The following is an 18,688-nucleotide window of genomic DNA, read 5'->3' on the forward strand; positions in this document are numbered from 1 at the left end:
TTATGCTTGTTTTTATGCTTACTTTTTTTACTTTTTGATTTATTTTTTTCTAAATCTTTTTCGCACCTCTCACAACTTTCCGCCTTAGATTTTTTCATATAAATTTTAGGCTCATAATCTTTTTCTTGTTCTACTTTTTTATCATTATCAGATTTATCATTATCCATAATTTCAATCCCCTCATTATGTAGACTATCCTTATCTACATCAGAATTTTCTCTACTTCTATTCTCTTTTTCCTTTTTACTTTGCACCAAAAGTTCAATACTTTTTCCAGCACAAAGATACCCATAACCATATGTTTTACTTGGATAAATAGTCTTCTTCTTATCTCTCATAGCTCCAATTAAAATATAATATTTAAGTCTTTCACCAAACAAATATGAATCATTGTTATCAACAATTCCCCACTCAACCATAAGTGCACTAACACCTGCTACTTGTGGGGCTGCAACAGATGTTCCAGTTTCCGAATCAAATAATCCACCAGAAATAGCACCCATAATATTTTCTCCTGGAGCTAAAATATCTGGTTTTATAATACTTCCAATTCTCTCAACACCTCGCCCTGAAAAATATGAGTAATTAAGAGCACTTGAACTATAACTTCCAACAGAAATCACAGATGGAACCGTGGCTGGAATACCTAGAGTATTAAAAGGGTCTGGCTGTAAAAATTTTGTCTGCCCACTAAGCTGTGCAGTAACCGGAAGCCATATATCTATTAATCCCTCATAATTACTACTATTTCTAACTCTTAAAAGCCATTGGCCACTTTCAATAAAACCAGTACTTGTACTAATGGTTATACTTATTTCACCAACCTTATCAAAAGGTCTTGGTCCACTATCATAAAGAAATATCTTATGCCCACCAACATTTAATCTATTAACTCCTTCATTAACTAAAAACATAGATGTAGAATCCCCACTTGGAGTAACTATCTCTATAAATAACTTTGTTAAAGCAGCATTATATAGTTGTAAAATTATTTGTTTTTCACCCTCGCCAATATTTATAAAAACATCTTCCTCATCATTTAAATTTGCACTATAATGATGTCCAGAAGACCCTTCATTCCCAGCTGCAACCACAACCGTAACTCTGTTAATTTGGCAATAAGTATCAATATATTTTTCAATAAGACTGCTTCCATTATGGGCCCCATCATTAGTACTAAGACTTATATTTACAACAAGGGGCATCCCAAGTTCATTACTTTTATCTATAAGAAATTTGAGTCCACGCATTATCTGTGTACTCAGAGTAGATTTTAAAACTCCATCTCCTGTAATTTTCACCATAATAATGGATGCTTTTGGGGCTACGCCATAATTATCTCTGCTTATCTTCCCCCCCCCAGCAGCAATAGACGCAACCGCAGTTCCATGACCAGCCAAATCTTGTGATGGTACAATATCTAAAGGATTGAGATTTTTGAGCGCATTATTAATTTGGACTTCATCATAAATTTTTTCATTAAACAAATCATATATATACTTAATTCTTGTATTACCATTATCATCATTAAAAGCAGGATGTGTATAATCAATCCCCGTATCAATAAATCCAATCAAAACCCCTTCACCTGTAAGTCCATAATTATTCCAAACTTGCGGAACACAACTAGCAACATTAGCCTTAATATCATTAGTAGTAAAAACCTTTGGAAACTCAATATACTGAACACCTCTAAGGTCACCAAGTTTTTTAAAATCTTTAGCTTTTATACTAACTATGCCAAAACCCATCCCAAGGTTTTCAAACTTTGCTCCAATTTCTATGCTAGATGCACTTACCTCAGTTTCATTTTCTCCAAATAAAACTATAAATTCAATTAAACTATCTACTCCCTCAAACTCTGAAATATAATTAGAGGTCAATTCAACTAGTTCTGTTGGAATTCCAGTTGCAAATTTTCTTAAATCAAAACTGCTATAATCCATTCTTCTCACCGCTTAAAAATTATTATCTAAGATTAAAGTATTCTCTTATGGTAGTTTTAGTTATTGAATAATCTGATTTCTTGTGTTAAATTATATAAGTATTTCTAAAATACTTTCCACACCTAAAAAATCACATCTAAAATTTTACCCACATTTTTTAAACCCTAAAAAAATCCCCAACTAAATTTAAAAATAATTATCCACAAGATAAAAAAGAAAAAGTTATCCACAGGTAAATTATATTTTTCTACCTGTGGATAACTTTTATAAATTTTCATTCTATTTTATTTCTGTAATTTCATCACTATAAATACCAGTAACACCATTATCTAAAAACTTTTTGGCTTCATTCATTTTATTTATAGTATGCACATATGAATTAATTCCATTCTCACTAAGATTTTTTATAAATGATTTGTTATATTTATACGTTGGCATAACAATAGCTTTTACATTATCATTTTCCTTTGCAAAATCTAAAACCTCCTGCTCCTTAACCTTATCTAAATACAATGTATAATAAACATTTTCAAATTTATATATATCATTTATATAGGCTAACATCTCTCTATTATAAATCTGTGGAATAATTTGCTTTGAATTAACACCTTTTTCCTTCATCTGATTTTCAATAAGAGTAAATATTTCAGTAATGCTTTCTTTATCTTCAACCTTAGTATCTAAAATTATATTAGCCTCTGGATATTTAATAAGCAAATCTAATAAATCATTAAAATCAAGCGGCGTATATTTTTTATTTATCTTTGTATTTTTAAAATCTTCAAGTAACGGTGCTGTATTATTTCTTGAAAGAATGGGTTGTTCTAAAGTTTCATAAAGATACTCCATCCAATCATGTCTTGCAACTAAATGACCATCTGCTGTTTTTATCAAATCAACCTCAAAGTTCCTTACACCCTTACTATAAAATTCTTCAAAAGCTTCCTTACTATTTGTATGAATTTTTCCATCTACCGACCCAAGGCAATGAGCTATTATATTTTTATCATTTTTCTCATAACTACTAGCCACTACTTTATCACTTCCGCTAATTACAATACCCCCTAAAATTATTATACTTCCCAAAATAATCCCCAAATTTCTTTTTCTCAAATTTTAAATCCCCCTATACCTCTTTATAACCCTATAATTTTATTATAAATTAAAATAGAGCCATACATTATTAGTATCACCCTATTTTAATAAATTGTTTATTTTATTTTTATTTTTTCACCTCAAAAATTTTATCAAATACAAATTTACATGCAAAAGCTGATGCAATTAAATATATAGTTAAATTTATTGGGAAGAAAAATACTAATAAAAATATAGCTATAAGTGCATTTCTCATAACCCCTGCTAAAAATGTAGTCATTATTACACATGTAGCAAAAACAGGATTAATATTAAATATAACTGAAACTGCATATCCAAGTGCTGCCCCTGAAAACATAACAGGGAATATATGTCCACCAAGCCAGCCTGTTGAAAGACATACCTCAGTTGCTACAAGTTTAAATGCAAAAATTAATAATAAAGTAATGACACTAACTGATTGCCAATTAACTATTAAATCTTCTAAAGTTCCTTCACCAGAAAATAAAATATAAGGAACTGTAATTGCAAGACCGCCAAGAACTACGCCTCCAATAATTGCTTTTATAACTTTATAATTTTCTAAAGGCTTGAAAATCTTATGTAATAATGTGCCTAATGCATTATAGTAAAAAGTTGCTAAAATCCCAACTGCAAAAAGTGGTATTAAGAATATAACTTCTCTTTGCCCGATTATTGTATCTCCGAAATATTTAATAAAAGATGCCCTATTATCAATCTTTGATAAAAATAGAAAAACTGCAAAACCAACTGCAATTGTTACTGTGTATATTATTATCTTTGCCCTCTTTATACTTATCTTACTTTTATCATTTATTAAATTATAGAATCCATATAAAGGCGTTCCAAAAATAAGTCCTATAGTTGCCTCCATACTTGATTCAGTTAGTATTTCTTCAAGTTCTTTATCTATCTTTCTTCTCTTTAAACCAAACTTTAAAAAGTCACCTGCAAGAGTTGCAAGTCCACCAATTATACCTGTTAAAGCAGCTTCAGGTCCAAGACTTGCACCTGACCATAAAACTGTAAAAGCAGCTAAAACTCCTTTTGGAATTGACTTATATTCAACAGATTTCTTCTCCTTAAACTCACCTAATACAACAGGCATTGTCTTAGGATATTTACCTAAATATTTTTGGATTAGCCCAACTAAAACTCCACCAATTACGCATACTGCAAACACTAAAAATTTGCTATTGAATTTAAAAATAAAATCGTACCAAATTAAATCTATTCCACCATAAGCAAGCGTTAGAAATAACCAAGTTATAAACCCAACAAAGGCTCCAATTATAGCACTGTACAGTATACTTATACCAAAATTTAAATATCTTTTCATATGTACCTCTTTTCTTTTGTAAAACTCTCTTACTATTTAAATTCCCTAATTTCTATATTTTTAAACATAAAAAAAGAGGAGAAAATTCTCCCCTTAAAATTATTTTAAATCAAATTCTACTTTATATAAAGTAGCTATAGGTTTTAATTCTTTTATAGTAGCAGTTTGAGTCATCATACTTCCACCATTACTAACTAAAAGAACTTTCATACTATCAAGCTTTTTAATCTGTCTAATCATTCTCTCACCTTTATGTTCAACTAATGCTATTGTATTATTTTCAATTGTATTAATTTTATAACATAAAGCTAAATCACCTTTTTGGATTCTAAATCCAGTCATATCATTTTGCTCAATTTTCACATAGAAAACTTTATCTGATGTATGACCATCAATTTTATTAGAACTCATAGATAATTGTCTGTGACCTACTGCTTTATTCAAATCATAATTTAAAATAGGAACATTTTTTAAATTTGAACCAAATGCTTGGCTCCAAACTTCATTAACTTCTTCTTTTTTAACTGGTCTATTAGCAGATTGAACCACTGTATCCCTAGCAAGTTCTTTTTCTCTATCAAGGTCTGCATCACTTACAACCATACCAACATCATTAAGGTCCACTCCAAGAACCTTACCAATCTTAGTAATTAAAGCTTCATTGATAATCTTTTTACCCTGTTCTACATCATTAATAAACTTCTCATTTACTCCAAGTTTTTTACCTAAAACTTTTTGAGTAACACCTTTAGAAGTTCTAACTTTTAAAATTTGTTCTCCAACTCTATTCTTGCTCATGCATAGCACTTCCTTTATTAGTTTTATGCCATTCTCTCTCTTCCATTAAATGTTCAACTAAATACTCAAAATCCCATTCCATTGAAGTTTCAGTAGTAGTTGCAAGAATTGGCTTTTTCTTTAAAGCTCTCTTAGTTAATGACATTACCATATCTAATTGCACCTCTAGAATATTGTGGAAAACTAAAAGCTTCTCATTCTTTGGAAGATTTTCTCCTGCAATTTTCTCACTTGACCCCTCAAGAATATCCTTAACTTTCATCTTACCCATATCATCTGTTACTCTAACTATTTTAACCTTTGCTTGTTGTAATTTCATGATTTCGACTACATCTAAACCATAAACTAAAACACATCTTTTTAAATCTGCCATTCTAAATTCCTCCTTTGTTTATAAATAAAGCCTAACCTATAAAATAAGTTAGGCTCTAAAATTAAATTCTAAAATCAAAAATTATTTTGCTAATGTTTCTGGCTCAGCCATATTATCAGCATTTTCAACTGTTACTGATTCAATTACTTGTGGTGTATTAGGTCTATCTTCTCTATTTCTTGGAACTGCAACGATTTCTCTAGCAATTTCAAGACCTTCTATTAATTGACCAAATCCAGCATAATCTCCATCAAGATGTGGTGCTGCTTCAACCATTAAGAAGAATTGGCTTCCACCTGAATCTCTTGAGAAAGCTCTTGCCATTGAAAGAACTCCTGGAGCGTGCTTTAATGTATTTTGTTTGAATCCATTTCCTCTGAATTCTCCTTTGATTTGGTATCCTGGGCCACCCATTCCGTTTCCATCTGGGCATCCTCCTTGAATCATAAATCCAGGAATTACTCTGTGGAATATCTTTCCATCATAGAATCCTTTTTTAACTAAACTAACGAAGTTAGCAACTGTATTAGGTGCTACCTCTGGATATAATTCTGCCTTCATAACTTTGCCTGAAGCCATTTTAATTGTAATAATTGGGTTCATATTAAATTTCTCCTTTCAAATGTACTAATAGCACAAATTTTACTGCTATTAGTATGTGTATTAAGCTTATTATATATTATTTTGTTAATATTGTTAATTATAATTCAAATTCTTCTAAAATTTATATAAAAATAAAAGCCATTGAATCCCCCAATCCAATAACTTCTATATCTCTATATTAAACTCTCTCTAATTCAAATATCCCTTAAATTCACGTATTTATATATATGCTTATTTTTTTATCAATAAAACTCCTTCTAGAATTTTATTAATAGTTTCCTAATTTTTTAGTGTTAGAAAATGTTTTTGTTCAGGTTTTTGGAAAATAAAAAAAGATGCCTATTTAATTATGGCATCTTTTGAATTTCTATAAGACTATGACTTAACTCTATTAATTTTTGATCCTGTGCTGAATTATAAACTTTAATTGTTCCACATTTTTGACTCTTGTTTAAAAGATTCTGTTTTTCAAGCCTTCTTTTCATTTCTTTTGATGTTCCAATACTTCCATCTATTATATCAACATCATCACCAACTATTTTAGCTAATGATTTTTTTATAAAAGGATAATGTGTACACCCTAAAACTATTGTTGATATTTTTTCTTCGTTAAAGCGTGCAAATTTTTCTCTTAAAAAGTCTTCAACTTCTTTACCCTCAAAAATTCCATCTTCAATAAACTCAACAAGTCCTGGACATGGAAGTGGTACAACATCCTCTTTTCTTCCCCCTGCAAGTCTATCTAATAATCTATTAAATTTCCCTTCTGCAAGAGTCATAGGCGTTGCCATTATTATAATTTTGCCTTCTTTATTTGATTCAACTGCTGGCTTTAAAGCTGGCTCTATCCCCACAATAGGAAACTTTGGATATTTTAATCTAAGCTCTGAAACAACGGCTGCTGTTGCTGTATTGCAAGCCACAACTATACCTTTAACACCTTTATTTAAAAGAAAATCTACAATATTATAAGATAATACTCTAACCTCTTCTACTGTTTTTGTCCCATACGGTGCATTTTTTGAATCTCCATAGTATATATAATTTTCATTTGGCATAACTTCTAATGCTTCTCTTAAAACACTTATACCACCAACTCCAGAATCAAAAAAACCTATTGGACTATTTAAATCAATAATTTCTTCCTTCATTTTTTTATGCTCCTTGCTTTTTCTTACTCATAAAAAATTATGTTAATATCTTGAAGCCACACTTTCCTTTATTTGTAAATTTATTTGATTGACTGTAAATATCAACTATGATAAAATTCTTCTAATACGAACTTTATTAATTTTTAGTATTTTATTGTTCGTCAATAGTTATAAGAAAGGATGTGACCACAGATAATGCTATTTTTATATTCACCAATATTTAAATAACTTCTTTACTATATTATAGCACTATCTAAAAATTTATGAGAACAGATTTAATTTATACAATCCCAAAAGAGAATCATAATGAAAAAGACTTAAAAGCTATATTTTTCAAACACCCTGAAATCAAATTTGTATCACTTGTAGGTGTTGATCTTGCTGGTAATGACACAGATGAAAAAATCCCTCTAAAAATATTTTTAGAATCAATTGATGACTTTTTATTTGGTACTGCTGTTCAAACTGACGGTTCTTCTGTAGTTTTACCTGGAATAGCAACTTTAAATAATGCTAAGGTAGATATGGTTGCAGATACTCAGGTAAACTGGTTTGTTGATTATAATTATGACCTACATGAAATACAAACAAATAGACCGGTCGGGACAATAAGAATCCCTTGTTTCCTTATACATGACGGAAAAGCAGTTGATTCAAGACGAATTTTAAGAAACTCAATTGACTTCTTACAATCTAATTTAATAAATATCCTTAATGAGAATACAGAGCTTTTAGAAGATTATAATATAGAAGCGAGTGATATAGATAAAGTTCTTTTAACCTCAGCAACAGAACTTGAATTTTGGGTTAAAACACCTAATGACAAAGCTCATATAGAAGAGCTTACAACTTCTGAAGTTTTACAAGAACAATACTGGACAAGAACAAAAGGTGCTGTTAGATCTGCAATGGAAGAATCACTTCTTTTAATGGATCTATATGGATTTGAGCCAGAAATGGGGCATAAAGAAGTTGGAGGAGTTAAAGCAACTCTTACATCTGATGGACAATATGACCATATCATGGAGCAGCTAGAAATAGACTGGAAATATTCAAATGCTCTTCAAGCAGCCGATAATGAATTATTTATTAGGACTCTTGTAAAAGAAACTTACAGAAAGCATGGACTTGAAGTTACTTTCCTTGCAAAACCTATTGCAGGAGTAGCTGGTACTGGTGAGCATACTCATCTTGGGTTAGCTCTTAAACTTAGAAGTGGTAAAATAGTTAATCTATTCAATACAATAGATAAAAATCACTTTATAAGCAAACTTGGATATGGTGCACTTATGGGGATTCTTAAAAACTATGAAGTTATAAACCCATTTATTTCATCAACAGCGGACGCTCTTAAAAGGCTTAGCCCTGGATTTGAAGCACCTGTATGTATAGTGACATCACTTGGACAAAGCCCTAGTAATCCATCAAGAAATAGAACTGTACTTGTAGGACTTATTAGAGATCCTAATAGCCAACTTGCTACAAGATTTGAGCTAAGATCACCAAATCCATTCACAAATACGTACCTATGTATTGCAGTGAGTTATCTTGCTATGTTTGATGGAATTAAATTTGCAATTAGAAAAGATATTACTAAAGATATGCTACTTAAAGAGATTTCTAAAGAACCAGGAGAAGATGCTATATACCTTGATAAAGATAGAGCTTACAGAAGCGAAGAAGATATATATGAATTCTTCACTCCAGAGCAAAGAGATAAGTTCTTTGGTAAGGCTCCTGCTACTGTATTTGAAGTAGTTAAAGCACTAGATGCAATTGATGGCTCAATAGATCTATTAAAAGTTGGAGAAATTTTAGATGATAAAATCTTAAATAGTTTTAAAACTTCAGTTATAAAGAGATGGACAACTGAAATTGCTTGTAGAACAATACCTAAATATACAAGACACATAAGAGGATTTAAACAACTTCATGCCTTAGATAAAGCTTTAGACCTTGATATGTCTAATTGGGATGCTGTAAGTAAGCTTAGAATTAAAATAATGAAAGATAGCCATAGCGAAAAGGGATTATTCACAAAGCTTAGAATTGCTATCGAAGAAAATGACTTAGAATTAATATCAGACCTACAATTAGAATTAATTACTGACATGAAAGAACTTAGAGAAGCTTATAGTAATTATAAAAAGAATTTACTTGATATTTAACATTTTTTACGATAAATTTTATTTTACTTAAATATATAATTAAATTTAAAGAAGACTATTGATTTATTATTCAATAGTCTTCTTTTTTTAAATTTTCTACAAAATATATTAAAGTTCTATCCCTACATATACGATAAGTTACTATATTATTTAAATAGCTTTAGTTGCTTTCAAAACAAACTGCTAAAGCAGACTGTGCAATAGGTCTAGAAATATAGACAACTTAAAATCATTTGAATTTATATTAGGTTTTAATTTTAAAACACTACCTATAAAACACAAATAGTTTATTACATATAACAATGAAAAATAAGAGTTTTTACTCACTAAGATAAGAATCACCATTAAGGAAATTGACCGAATATTAAAGCTACGAGATGCTTATAATAATTTTAAATTTTTTACTTGGTATTTAAACACTATAAATTTACGAGGTGCCGAAGAAGATGAGACTGATTCCGATAGAATGTGTAAAAGAAGAAGAAAGTTATTTAGCACGATCCCTTTATGATAATGAGGGTCGAATACTACTTAAAGAAGGTTGTAAACTTACTAAATCTTTATTAAAAAAAATTAAAGATTTAAAAGTATACTCACTTTATATTATAGATGAATATAGCGATAAAGAAATTAATGATGTAATATCTCCAGAACTTAGACAAAAATCTGTTAAACTTATAAAAGATGTTTTTGAAAATGCTGAAATGATAAACCTTGCTAATGTTGAGTTTAATTCACTTAACAATAAAGAAACTTTATCTGGCTTAAAACAAAAAGAAGACTATCTTAATACACTTAAAGATTTATCAGAAGATATTTGCCAAAATATTTTATCTAATAAAGATATTTCAGTTAGTCTTGTCGACATAAAAAACATGGATGCCTATACATACCAACACTCTGTTAATGTAGCAACATTATCAGTTGTTATGGGGATTGGTATTGCACTCCCTAAAGAGAAATTAATTGATCTTTGCGTTGGTGCACTGCTCCATGATATCGGGAAGGTCTTTGTTGGAAAATCTATAATTCAAAAACCTGCGAGTCTTACAGATACAGAACTTGATGTAATTAAACTACATCCTAAAATGGGATATGATTATATGAAGAATATTCCTAATCTAAAAACAGCATGTAAAATGGTAGTCTTACAACATCACGAAAGAGTAGATGGTACTGGTTATCCAAATGCACTTGTAGGAGAGGATATAAACCTTCTTGCAAGAATTGTATCAATAGCTGATGTTTATGATGCTCTATCATCAGATAGACCTTATAAAAGGGCTATGTGTCCTAATGATGCATTTGAATTTATTCTTTCAAAAGCTGGAACTATGTTTGATTTTAATCTTACAAAATTATTTTCTAGAATTATAGTTCCATATCCTGAAGGAACTATTGTCAATCTAAGCAATAATACAACGGCCGTTGTTAAGAAAACTCATCCACTTTATCCACTACGCCCAAATGTAAAAGTAATAAAAAGTGATGATGAAACATTAATGAATTCGATAATTGATTTATCAGAATCTTTAGCTATAGTAATACAATCAATTGAATATGCTATCTAAATCCAAAAGCGTCCATCTCAAACTCGAGATAGACGCTTTCTTTAACTAACTTTTCTTTTAATTTTTGATAAAATAATTTTTGCTTTTAAGAAACTTTTACTAATTGTTTTCTATCTAATATTTCACACGAATAAAATTTACTCCCCATAAATGGATTATTTAAAGCCAATTTTTTAGCATCTTCATATGTATTAGCTTCAACGATAAGAGATCCATATCTTTTTTTATAAGTCCCAGCCCATAATTGATACTTTGATGAATCTAACTCTAAGTAAGCATTTTTATGTTCTAGTCTATACTTTTTCAGATCCTCATCAACTCTATAATTAATCTTTAAAATCACATTTGTTCTCATCACAAATTCCTCCCTGTAAAACCTTATAACTCATATATATTATGTAACCTATAAGTTTATAACTAGATTATCAAAAAACTTTTTTACGAACGCTCGTTCTTTAACCTACTATATAGAACATTTGTTCTATTGTCAATAAATTATGTAATATTTTTCTAAATTAACCTATTTTTCAACAAAAAAAAGCATTTAGACTAGTTACTAACTAGTCTAAATGCTACATTTATCTACAATATTCTACCAAACATATTCTTCATATCTTTTAGCTGGCATATTTTCAAAATCATAACCTCTAAGTTCATCAACTGATGAAATATAAGCTCTCAGACTATCACTAATCATAAGATTAACTGCTTTATCAGATAAGTTAACTATTACAACTGGCTTATTTAAAGCATGTGCATATCCACATTCCCAAGCTGTTCCACTATCAGAATAATTTCCGTTAGATATTATAGCAACTATTATATCTGCATCTTTTATTCCTTTAATATCACCTGCATAAGTCTTATCTCTCCACTCTTTTCCACCAAACTCTAAATCTTTGTTTTGATGCTCAAATGGTGCAAAAACCTCAAAACCTTTTTCTTCTCTTAAAACTTTTTTCACGCTTTCCATTCTTTCAATTTCTACATCATTGAAAAAAGGTGATGCTAAATAAACTTTCATATTATACTCTCCCTATAAGCAAACTACTTGCCCTAAATTTCTTTTGTTACATAAGAAATTATATATGGCTTGTCCAATAAATTCAAATATTTATCCTCTTCTTCTACGTCTACTGCGCTCTTTACTTCTAAGAACTACTCTTATTATATGCACTATTATATAACCGGCAACTATTCCTGTCATGTTTATCATAATATCACATACATCAAACATTCCTCTTCGTGTAATATGTTGACTCATTTCAATAGTAAATTCCATACAAAGTGAAACAAGTAGCATTATAAAGAAATTAAGTTTTCTAAATAAATATCCAAAAGGCATAAAGAATAAAATATTACCAACAAAGTATATTTTAGCTCTCATACCATGAAGTTCATCTATTATTTTAAAAGGGTCAAGGTTAACTCCACCATAATTAGTCTTTCTTGCAAAAAGCAATAAGAATATAGTTCCAAGATAAGCTATCCAAAGCACTGTTTGGGCTGGCTTTGTTACCCTTAACTTAACTGATAAAAGTAATAATGCGTAAATTAGCACAACTGTCCCAACTTTAAAGAAATCCATTATTATTTTACCTCTTTGGTCGCTCATCTTTATCAAAATAAAATTGGTTACTCCCCATTTTACAAATGTTTCATAAATAATAATCGCAACAAATATAGATACAATAAAAAGACCTATCCTTGTTAGTATCTCCTTCATATTCATATTAAATTTCTCCTCTTTTGTTAATTATTTTTATTCAATTTTTCAAATCTGTTATCCCACTCAAGTTTTTCTTTTTCTTTTCTTTACTTTCCTCTTCTGAGATAAAAAATATCCTATACTAACCCCTATCATACTAAACACAATTTCATTAACATTAAATATACCAAGTTTAAAAGCATATTGTGATAACTCCATTGTTAAAATAAATAATAACATAAAACTAAAACTTTTGATAAACACTTCTTTCCTAACTAGGTAACCAATTGGGATAAATAAAGTTACACATTTAAAAACTAATCCCATATATTCCATTGCCGTATAATCTAAATCTTCAAAAGGATTAATTACAAACCCACTTTTTCCAATATCAAAACAAAAAAATACTATAATAAATAATGCAAAATAATGAGTCCATAATACATACCTAAAGAACCTTGGCATACACCTCTCTAACATGAAATTTAATATCATATAAATAATAGTCATACAAGTTGACATAAAGAATACTCCTATAAAACCAGCTATATCTTCATTATCTATTATATTACTTGCTATTCTACTTCCAACAAAAAAGTAAATTAAATAACCTACCATTAGAGAGAACATAAATACCCAAAAATCACTAAATCGTTCCTTTTCATTGCTACTAATGTTCATATTTTTCTCCTTAAAATCATATACTAATAATTAATATTATTTTACCATTATTTTCCATTTTATAACAAGAGTTTTTAATTAAATTCCATAAATACAAAAAAAGAGATTACGCTTAATAACACAAAGCATAATCTCTTTTATTATTTTCCTATTGTAGCAACCATTACAGCTTTAATTGTATGCATTCTATTCTCTGCCTCATCAAAAACTACTGAATTATTACTTCTAAAAATATCATCATCTACTTCTCTAATATCAATACCAAACTCTTCTTTAGCCTCTTTAGCTACCTTTGTAGTAAAGTCATGATATGCAGGAAGACAATGCATGAAAAGACAATCACTATTCTCAGTAAGGCTCATCATCTCTTTTGTCACCTTATAATCTTTTAATAGATTATATCTTTCAACTATCTTATCTTCCTCACCCATAGAGCACCAAATATCCGTATAAATAACATCTGCATCTTTTACAGCATTAACATCATATGTTATCTCTATCTTCGCCCCTGTCCCCTTAGCAACCTCTTTAGCCTTATTTATGATATCTACATCTATAAGCATCTCTTTTGGTCCTAGTCCAACAAAATGCATTCCCATTTTTGCAGCACCATACATAAGCGCATAACTCATATTATTTCTGATATCTCCAACAAATACTAACTTAGTTTTGTTAAGAGGTTTTTGGATTTTTTCTTCTATTGTCATAAAATCAGCAAGTATCTGAGTTGGGTGGTCTACATCTGTAAGCCCATTCCAAACTGGTACTCCTGAATATTTAGCAAGTGCCTCGACAGTTTCCTGTGCGAAACCTCTAAATTCTATACCGTCATACATTCTACCAAGAACCTTTGCAGTATCCTCTATACTTTCTTTTTTACCCATTTGAGAATTAGATAAAAAAGTAACTCCTGCGCCCTCATCCATTGCCCCAACTTCGAATGCGCATCTTGTTCTTGTTGATGATTTCTCAAACAACAACACAATATTTTTCCCCTCAAGTAAATCCCCTTTGATGCCTGTTCTCTTTTTAGCCTTTAAGTCATGAGATAAATCTAAAAGATATCTTATCTCGCTTGGTGTAAAATCCATTAAACTCAAAAAACTTCTTCCTTTTAAATTAACAGCCATAGCTTTGCACCCTTTCTTTTTATTACTTATTGCTTTTTTTAATACCCCAGCTACTTTATAATTATACATATATTTTCCATATTTTTCAAGTTATTTGTATAAATATTAATTTTATAATGATTTTATTCTATTTTTATACATAAACTAAATTTATTTTCTCTAAAAATAAGCAAAAAAAATAAGCCATCACCCAAGTGATTGCCTATAAAAAAACATTTGTAGACCTATTATTAATCATACCAAACAAAAAATAAAAGCAGGTAACTACAAATGCTATACCTAAATAATACCACTTTTCTTCTTTAAAATACAAAAGCAATAAATCACCATATTTATTTAATATGATGATTTATTGCTTTTAAGCTTTATCTTAATAAACTTTACTTAGTTTTAAACTCTTTTGATTTTTCTTATAAAATACAAATGATAATACTAAGAATATTACTCCTATCACTGTATAAACTATTCCATTATAGAAGAAATAACTTATGATTGGTAAAACCAATATTCCAAGTAGATTAAAAGTCATATGACAAATTATATCTGCCCATATACTCTTTGCATATACAAATGCAAGACCAAGTGCAATTCCAAGCGGAAGCGTATAAGCTGATTGTATTAAATTTCCATGAAGTAATGAAAAAATAATGCCTTGAATAATTACAGCTACTGCCACTGGCATATACTTTCTAAGCGTTGCAAGTATTGCACCTCTAAATATAATTTCCTCTAAAATAGGAACAATTAAAACTAAAATTATTGCCCCCGGAATTGTAAATCCTGTTTTAGCCATTGTGTGTTCTATTTGCTTGTATCCAGTTACATCATTCTGTGTTAAATGGATAAAAACAATTGAAAGAATAGCTATTCCAACAATTAAAAATATTAAAGTTGGTAATTTTCTTATATCAAACTTTTTAAATCTACATCTCTTTATTAATCCTTCCTTTGGTATCAAGAAGAATAAAAGTAATGCTCCAACAGTTAATGACTCCCCTATTAAAGAACCATAATACTCTAAACTTCTCATTATCGCTAACGCTTGTCCCTTTGGCATATCAGCTACTTTTAAATGATGAACTCCTACATATACACCAAAAACAAATTGTGTTCCTACACTAAGCAGCACATATGTTAAAATTGGTATTAATATTATAGTCGCTAAGATTATACTTATCTTTTTAAACATATTCATATCCCCTATCTATGCATTCTCATAAATTCTTGATAGTGATGTATCATCACATACCCCATAACTCCACTAGCAAGTGATAAAATAATTCCTATAATACTTAATATTAATGCTGCCTTTGCCATTCCTGATTTTTTAAATCCTTTTGCAGAAAGTGCTACTCCCACAATTCCTAATATTAAACCTAAGATTGCAAACAATGCACCCGGAATACTCAAGATTCCTAAAATTAGTGGTACTACTGTATTCTTTTTTGATATTTTATTTTCTTCCATTATAAAATCCTCCTTCTAGTTAAATATTATTTGTTTTTAATCCCAATTGATTTAAAATGTAATATAACATTTTTTCTTTTCTTGATATGATCTTTGCCGTACATGCCATACCAAGTTTTATAGTTCCACTTTTACCTTGCTTATTACTTATTGTATCTGTGCTAAGAGTTGAAGTTCCACTATAATATGAAAGTCCTGTTTTAGGATTTAGTTCTGAAGTTACACCTATAGTTTTTAAATTACCTTGTACAAAGCCATACTCTGCATACGGGAATGATAAAAAGCTATACTTAACTTCATCCTTTGCTTTTATATTTCCTACTTCAGCATTTGGAATCATAAGTTTTATTTCAAATTTATTTTCACTTGGCATTATTTGTGCAATAGTTTGACCTGCTTGTAGAACCATCCCTATTTGAGGTGTTTCTGGAATATATATTGTTCCACTAGCATTTGCAGTAATATCACCATATTTAATTTGACTATTTAATTGTTTTATATTTTCTTTAAGTTCTTGTAATTTATCTTTATAAGAATTTAAGCTTTGATTTATTTGAGAAACTAATTGCCACTTAGTTAGTGATTTTGTTCCTTGATTCTTAGTTGAACTTGCATCAATTCCAGTAAGTTGATTATTTAACTCTTGTATTTGTTGATTTATTTGAGTTAAATAGCTATTAGGTAATGCACTTATTTGTGCATTTGTATCTGTTATTTGTGCCTGTATACTACTTATCTGATTTTGATAACCCGCCTTTGTTTTTTTATTTTAAACTCACCTACGTTTATACAAATTATACAAATCACTAAAAAAATTATTTTATGAGATAATGTAAATTGAGTGCTTGGAAAAATAAAAGCACCTATTGCTCCCGCTAAAATATTAGGTATCCACTTAAAAAAAGTTTTTTTCATATCAATCACCTCTATCAACTATGTATTCATAAACTCCATAGTATTATTTTCTTGATAACAATTCAATTTCGGCTGTTGAAAGACTTCGATTAAGAACTTTAGTTTCCAAGAAATTTTTAGCTAGTATCAGTTCATCTGGCTCAAAAAACATATCAATAATTTTGTTATTTAAATATAATTTTATTCTGATTCCATTTTTAGATATTGGAATTATTTTAATATCCTTAACTTCAGAAAATTTATACTCTTTCATAGTAAATAAATAAAGAATTGAAGATTCAAAAATTATATAATAAGTGTAAGAATTTATCATTACAAAAAATATTAAAACAAAAAATATTAGTATTAAATTAAAATAAGTTTGTAAATTAATCAAGGTAAATATCTCTAATAAAAATACTATTAGAAGGTATAATATACTTAATGGTGCAAAGCTTTTTTTTAATAAAGAATAAATACCTTTTTGAGATGAGAAAAGAATTTCCTGTGTTTTTATGTATTGAGCCATCTTTGAAGATTTCACATAATATATAAGCATAAAACATAGAAGGAATAAATTAATCGTTGTAATTAAAAACTTCATACACAACTCCTTTCTAAGATAGTAGTAATATTATAAGACATTACTAATTCTATAATTACAAAAAATATATATAAATATTTTTTTCGTTTCAAATTCATAAATCACTCCTATACTGTTATTTTCATATCTTAACTAACTTATTATGTTTATCTCTTGAGTGCTGTTCTTTTAACACCATTTTATCTAAATTTTGAGAATCTATTTTAGCTTGTATTAACTTATTCCATTCACCTAACTTCATCTTTAAACTTTCAATATCTAACTCTGAATTTATTCCTAAATGAAACTTCCAATCAGCCTCAGATGTTCTAAATCTAATCTTTTCACCCTTATCAGATTTAGCCCTAACTAATTGATTGCATAACTCTATAATATGAGGTCCTTCTATATATAATCCACCCTCACTCTCCCTTATATAAAATAATATCTGTGAAAATTTACAAAACCACTCAAACCCTTCTTCTTTCCAACTACTTGATTTATCTATAAAATTCAAATATTCCTCTAGTGTCCTAAATTTCATTTCCCTTCTCAATCTAGGCATATTTACGTTTTGTATTAGCATTATTTGTCTCTCCTAAAATAGAATTTTTCTTATTATAACAAAAAATTTGAAATGGAAAATATACTGGAGGAAATAAATTTTTATGTATACATAAGATTAAACAAAGAATTTAATATCAAATATCAAATTAGAAATATATATTATCAAATTTGATAGTATACTTAGTGCTAAATATATAAATTATAGGATTTGACTAAGGAAAAGTAGTCCAATATAATTAGGTTAATATAATCCAAAATTAGGAAGGAGACTTATACTATGGATAATCCAAATGATATAGTTCACTCATTATACAACTCTCTTGCCGCAGAAAAAAATCCAAATCTCGCTGATATTGAAGAAGTACTGCTAAAGGTTTATAAAAGAATTGATTCATTCGATTCATTAAGCAAACATAAAATTGTCCCATTGATAAATAGACTCGTAAATTATATTTATTTTACTGGCTATGCAGAAAAAATTCATTTTTCACCAGACGAGGAAAATTTACTAAGAAAGCTAAGTGCAATTGGGAAATATGCTGGATTAACCGGAACATATGGTTCAAATTATAGAGATAAATCACAATTCTAAT

General features: G+C 29.0%; 21 protein-coding genes. 3 read left to right on the forward strand and 18 right to left on the reverse strand.

Annotated elements, in window-relative coordinates; all coding sequences use genetic code 11:
* The 7 genes from Q0V24_RS13080 to murI form a co-directional block, all read right to left on the reverse strand.
* On the reverse strand, nt 1-1,946 hold a 1,946-nt coding region (locus Q0V24_RS13080; RefSeq protein WP_297522214.1), incomplete at its 3' end, for a S8 family serine peptidase.
* Between the two features lie 279 nt (nt 1,947-2,225).
* Complete coding sequence (locus Q0V24_RS13085; protein ID WP_297522216.1) at nt 2,226-3,059, reverse strand: glycerophosphodiester phosphodiesterase family protein; 834 nt, start codon at nt 3,057-3,059, stop codon at nt 2,226-2,228.
* 109 nt (nt 3,060-3,168) lie between these two features.
* The gene (locus Q0V24_RS13090) at nt 3,169-4,401 is read right to left on the reverse strand and encodes a chloride channel protein (RefSeq protein WP_297522218.1); all 1,233 of its coding nucleotides are present in this window, start codon (nt 4,399-4,401) and stop codon (nt 3,169-3,171) included.
* A 99-nt stretch (nt 4,402-4,500) separates the two neighbouring features.
* Nucleotides 4,501-5,199, reverse strand: a complete 699-nt coding sequence (locus Q0V24_RS13095) for a helix-turn-helix transcriptional regulator (RefSeq protein WP_297522220.1) — start codon at nt 5,197-5,199, stop codon at nt 4,501-4,503.
* Nucleotides 5,186-5,572, reverse strand: a complete 387-nt coding sequence (locus tag Q0V24_RS13100; RefSeq protein WP_297522222.1) for a DUF3783 domain-containing protein — start codon at nt 5,570-5,572, stop codon at nt 5,186-5,188. The genes Q0V24_RS13095 and Q0V24_RS13100 overlap by 14 nt, the downstream gene beginning before the upstream one ends.
* Nucleotides 5,573-5,653: 81 nt before the next feature.
* Complete coding sequence (locus Q0V24_RS13105) at nt 5,654-6,175, reverse strand: peptidylprolyl isomerase (protein WP_297522224.1); 522 nt, start codon at nt 6,173-6,175, stop codon at nt 5,654-5,656.
* A 347-nt stretch (nt 6,176-6,522) separates the two neighbouring features.
* Nucleotides 6,523-7,326: a glutamate racemase gene (gene murI, locus Q0V24_RS13110; protein WP_297522226.1), complete on the reverse strand. Its 804-nt coding sequence runs from the start codon at nt 7,324-7,326 to the stop codon at nt 6,523-6,525.
* Nucleotides 7,327-7,589: 263 nt separating this feature from the next.
* Between murI and Q0V24_RS13115 the strand changes: the two genes are divergently transcribed.
* Together Q0V24_RS13115 and Q0V24_RS13120 are read left to right on the forward strand one after the other, a co-directional pair.
* Complete coding sequence (locus tag Q0V24_RS13115) at nt 7,590-9,494, forward strand: glutamine synthetase (RefSeq protein WP_297522228.1); 1,905 nt, start codon at nt 7,590-7,592, stop codon at nt 9,492-9,494.
* A gap of 446 nt (nt 9,495-9,940) precedes the next feature.
* Nucleotides 9,941-11,065: an HD-GYP domain-containing protein gene (locus Q0V24_RS13120; protein ID WP_297522229.1), complete on the forward strand. Its 1,125-nt coding sequence runs from the start codon at nt 9,941-9,943 to the stop codon at nt 11,063-11,065.
* 85 nt (nt 11,066-11,150) lie between these two features.
* Here Q0V24_RS13120 and Q0V24_RS13125 read toward each other — a convergent pair whose 3' ends face one another.
* The 11 genes from Q0V24_RS13125 to Q0V24_RS13175 form a co-directional block, all read right to left on the reverse strand.
* Nucleotides 11,151-11,423, reverse strand: a complete 273-nt coding sequence (locus Q0V24_RS13125; RefSeq protein ID WP_297522231.1) for a hypothetical protein — start codon at nt 11,421-11,423, stop codon at nt 11,151-11,153.
* A 234-nt stretch (nt 11,424-11,657) separates the two neighbouring features.
* Entirely contained in the window at nt 11,658-12,089 is a 432-nt protein-coding gene (locus Q0V24_RS13130) for a nucleoside 2-deoxyribosyltransferase (protein WP_297522232.1), read from the reverse strand.
* Nucleotides 12,090-12,179: 90 nt separating this feature from the next.
* Nucleotides 12,180-12,797, reverse strand: coding sequence for a VanZ family protein (locus tag Q0V24_RS13135; protein WP_297522234.1), 618 nt, complete (start codon nt 12,795-12,797; stop codon nt 12,180-12,182).
* A gap of 60 nt (nt 12,798-12,857) precedes the next feature.
* Nucleotides 12,858-13,454, reverse strand: a complete 597-nt coding sequence (locus tag Q0V24_RS13140) for a hypothetical protein (RefSeq protein WP_297522235.1) — start codon at nt 13,452-13,454, stop codon at nt 12,858-12,860.
* 140 nt (nt 13,455-13,594) lie between these two features.
* Nucleotides 13,595-14,584, reverse strand: a complete 990-nt coding sequence (argF, locus tag Q0V24_RS13145; protein WP_297522258.1) for an ornithine carbamoyltransferase — start codon at nt 14,582-14,584, stop codon at nt 13,595-13,597.
* Between the two features lie 370 nt (nt 14,585-14,954).
* Nucleotides 14,955-15,773, reverse strand: coding sequence for a CPBP family intramembrane glutamic endopeptidase (locus Q0V24_RS13150; protein WP_297522236.1), 819 nt, complete (start codon nt 15,771-15,773; stop codon nt 14,955-14,957).
* Between the two features lie 11 nt (nt 15,774-15,784).
* Complete coding sequence (locus Q0V24_RS13155) at nt 15,785-16,051, reverse strand: hypothetical protein (RefSeq protein WP_297522238.1); 267 nt, start codon at nt 16,049-16,051, stop codon at nt 15,785-15,787.
* A gap of 19 nt (nt 16,052-16,070) precedes the next feature.
* Nucleotides 16,071-16,787 carry an HlyD family efflux transporter periplasmic adaptor subunit gene (locus Q0V24_RS17125; protein WP_366938310.1) on the reverse strand — a complete coding sequence of 239 codons (717 nt, stop codon included), beginning with the start codon at nt 16,785-16,787 and terminating at the stop codon, nt 16,071-16,073.
* A complete protein-coding gene (locus tag Q0V24_RS13165; protein ID WP_297522240.1) occupies nt 16,784-16,966 on the reverse strand; it encodes a hypothetical protein in 183 nt (60 codons plus the stop codon). The genes Q0V24_RS17125 and Q0V24_RS13165 overlap by 4 nt, the downstream gene beginning before the upstream one ends.
* A 43-nt stretch (nt 16,967-17,009) precedes the next feature.
* Complete coding sequence (locus Q0V24_RS13170) at nt 17,010-17,549, reverse strand: hypothetical protein (RefSeq protein ID WP_297522242.1); 540 nt, start codon at nt 17,547-17,549, stop codon at nt 17,010-17,012.
* Nucleotides 17,550-17,670: 121 nt separating this feature from the next.
* A complete protein-coding gene (locus tag Q0V24_RS13175) occupies nt 17,671-18,045 on the reverse strand; it encodes a hypothetical protein (RefSeq protein WP_297522244.1) in 375 nt (124 codons plus the stop codon).
* Nucleotides 18,046-18,372: 327 nt separating this feature from the next.
* Between Q0V24_RS13175 and Q0V24_RS13180 the strand changes: the two genes are divergently transcribed.
* Nucleotides 18,373-18,687, forward strand: coding sequence for a bacteriocin immunity protein (locus Q0V24_RS13180; protein ID WP_297522245.1), 315 nt, complete (start codon nt 18,373-18,375; stop codon nt 18,685-18,687).
* Nucleotide 18,688 lies beyond the last annotated feature (1 nt).

This window comes from uncultured Clostridium sp., assembly GCF_947039605.1.
Lineage (GTDB): Bacteria > Bacillota > Clostridia > Clostridiales > Clostridiaceae > Sarcina.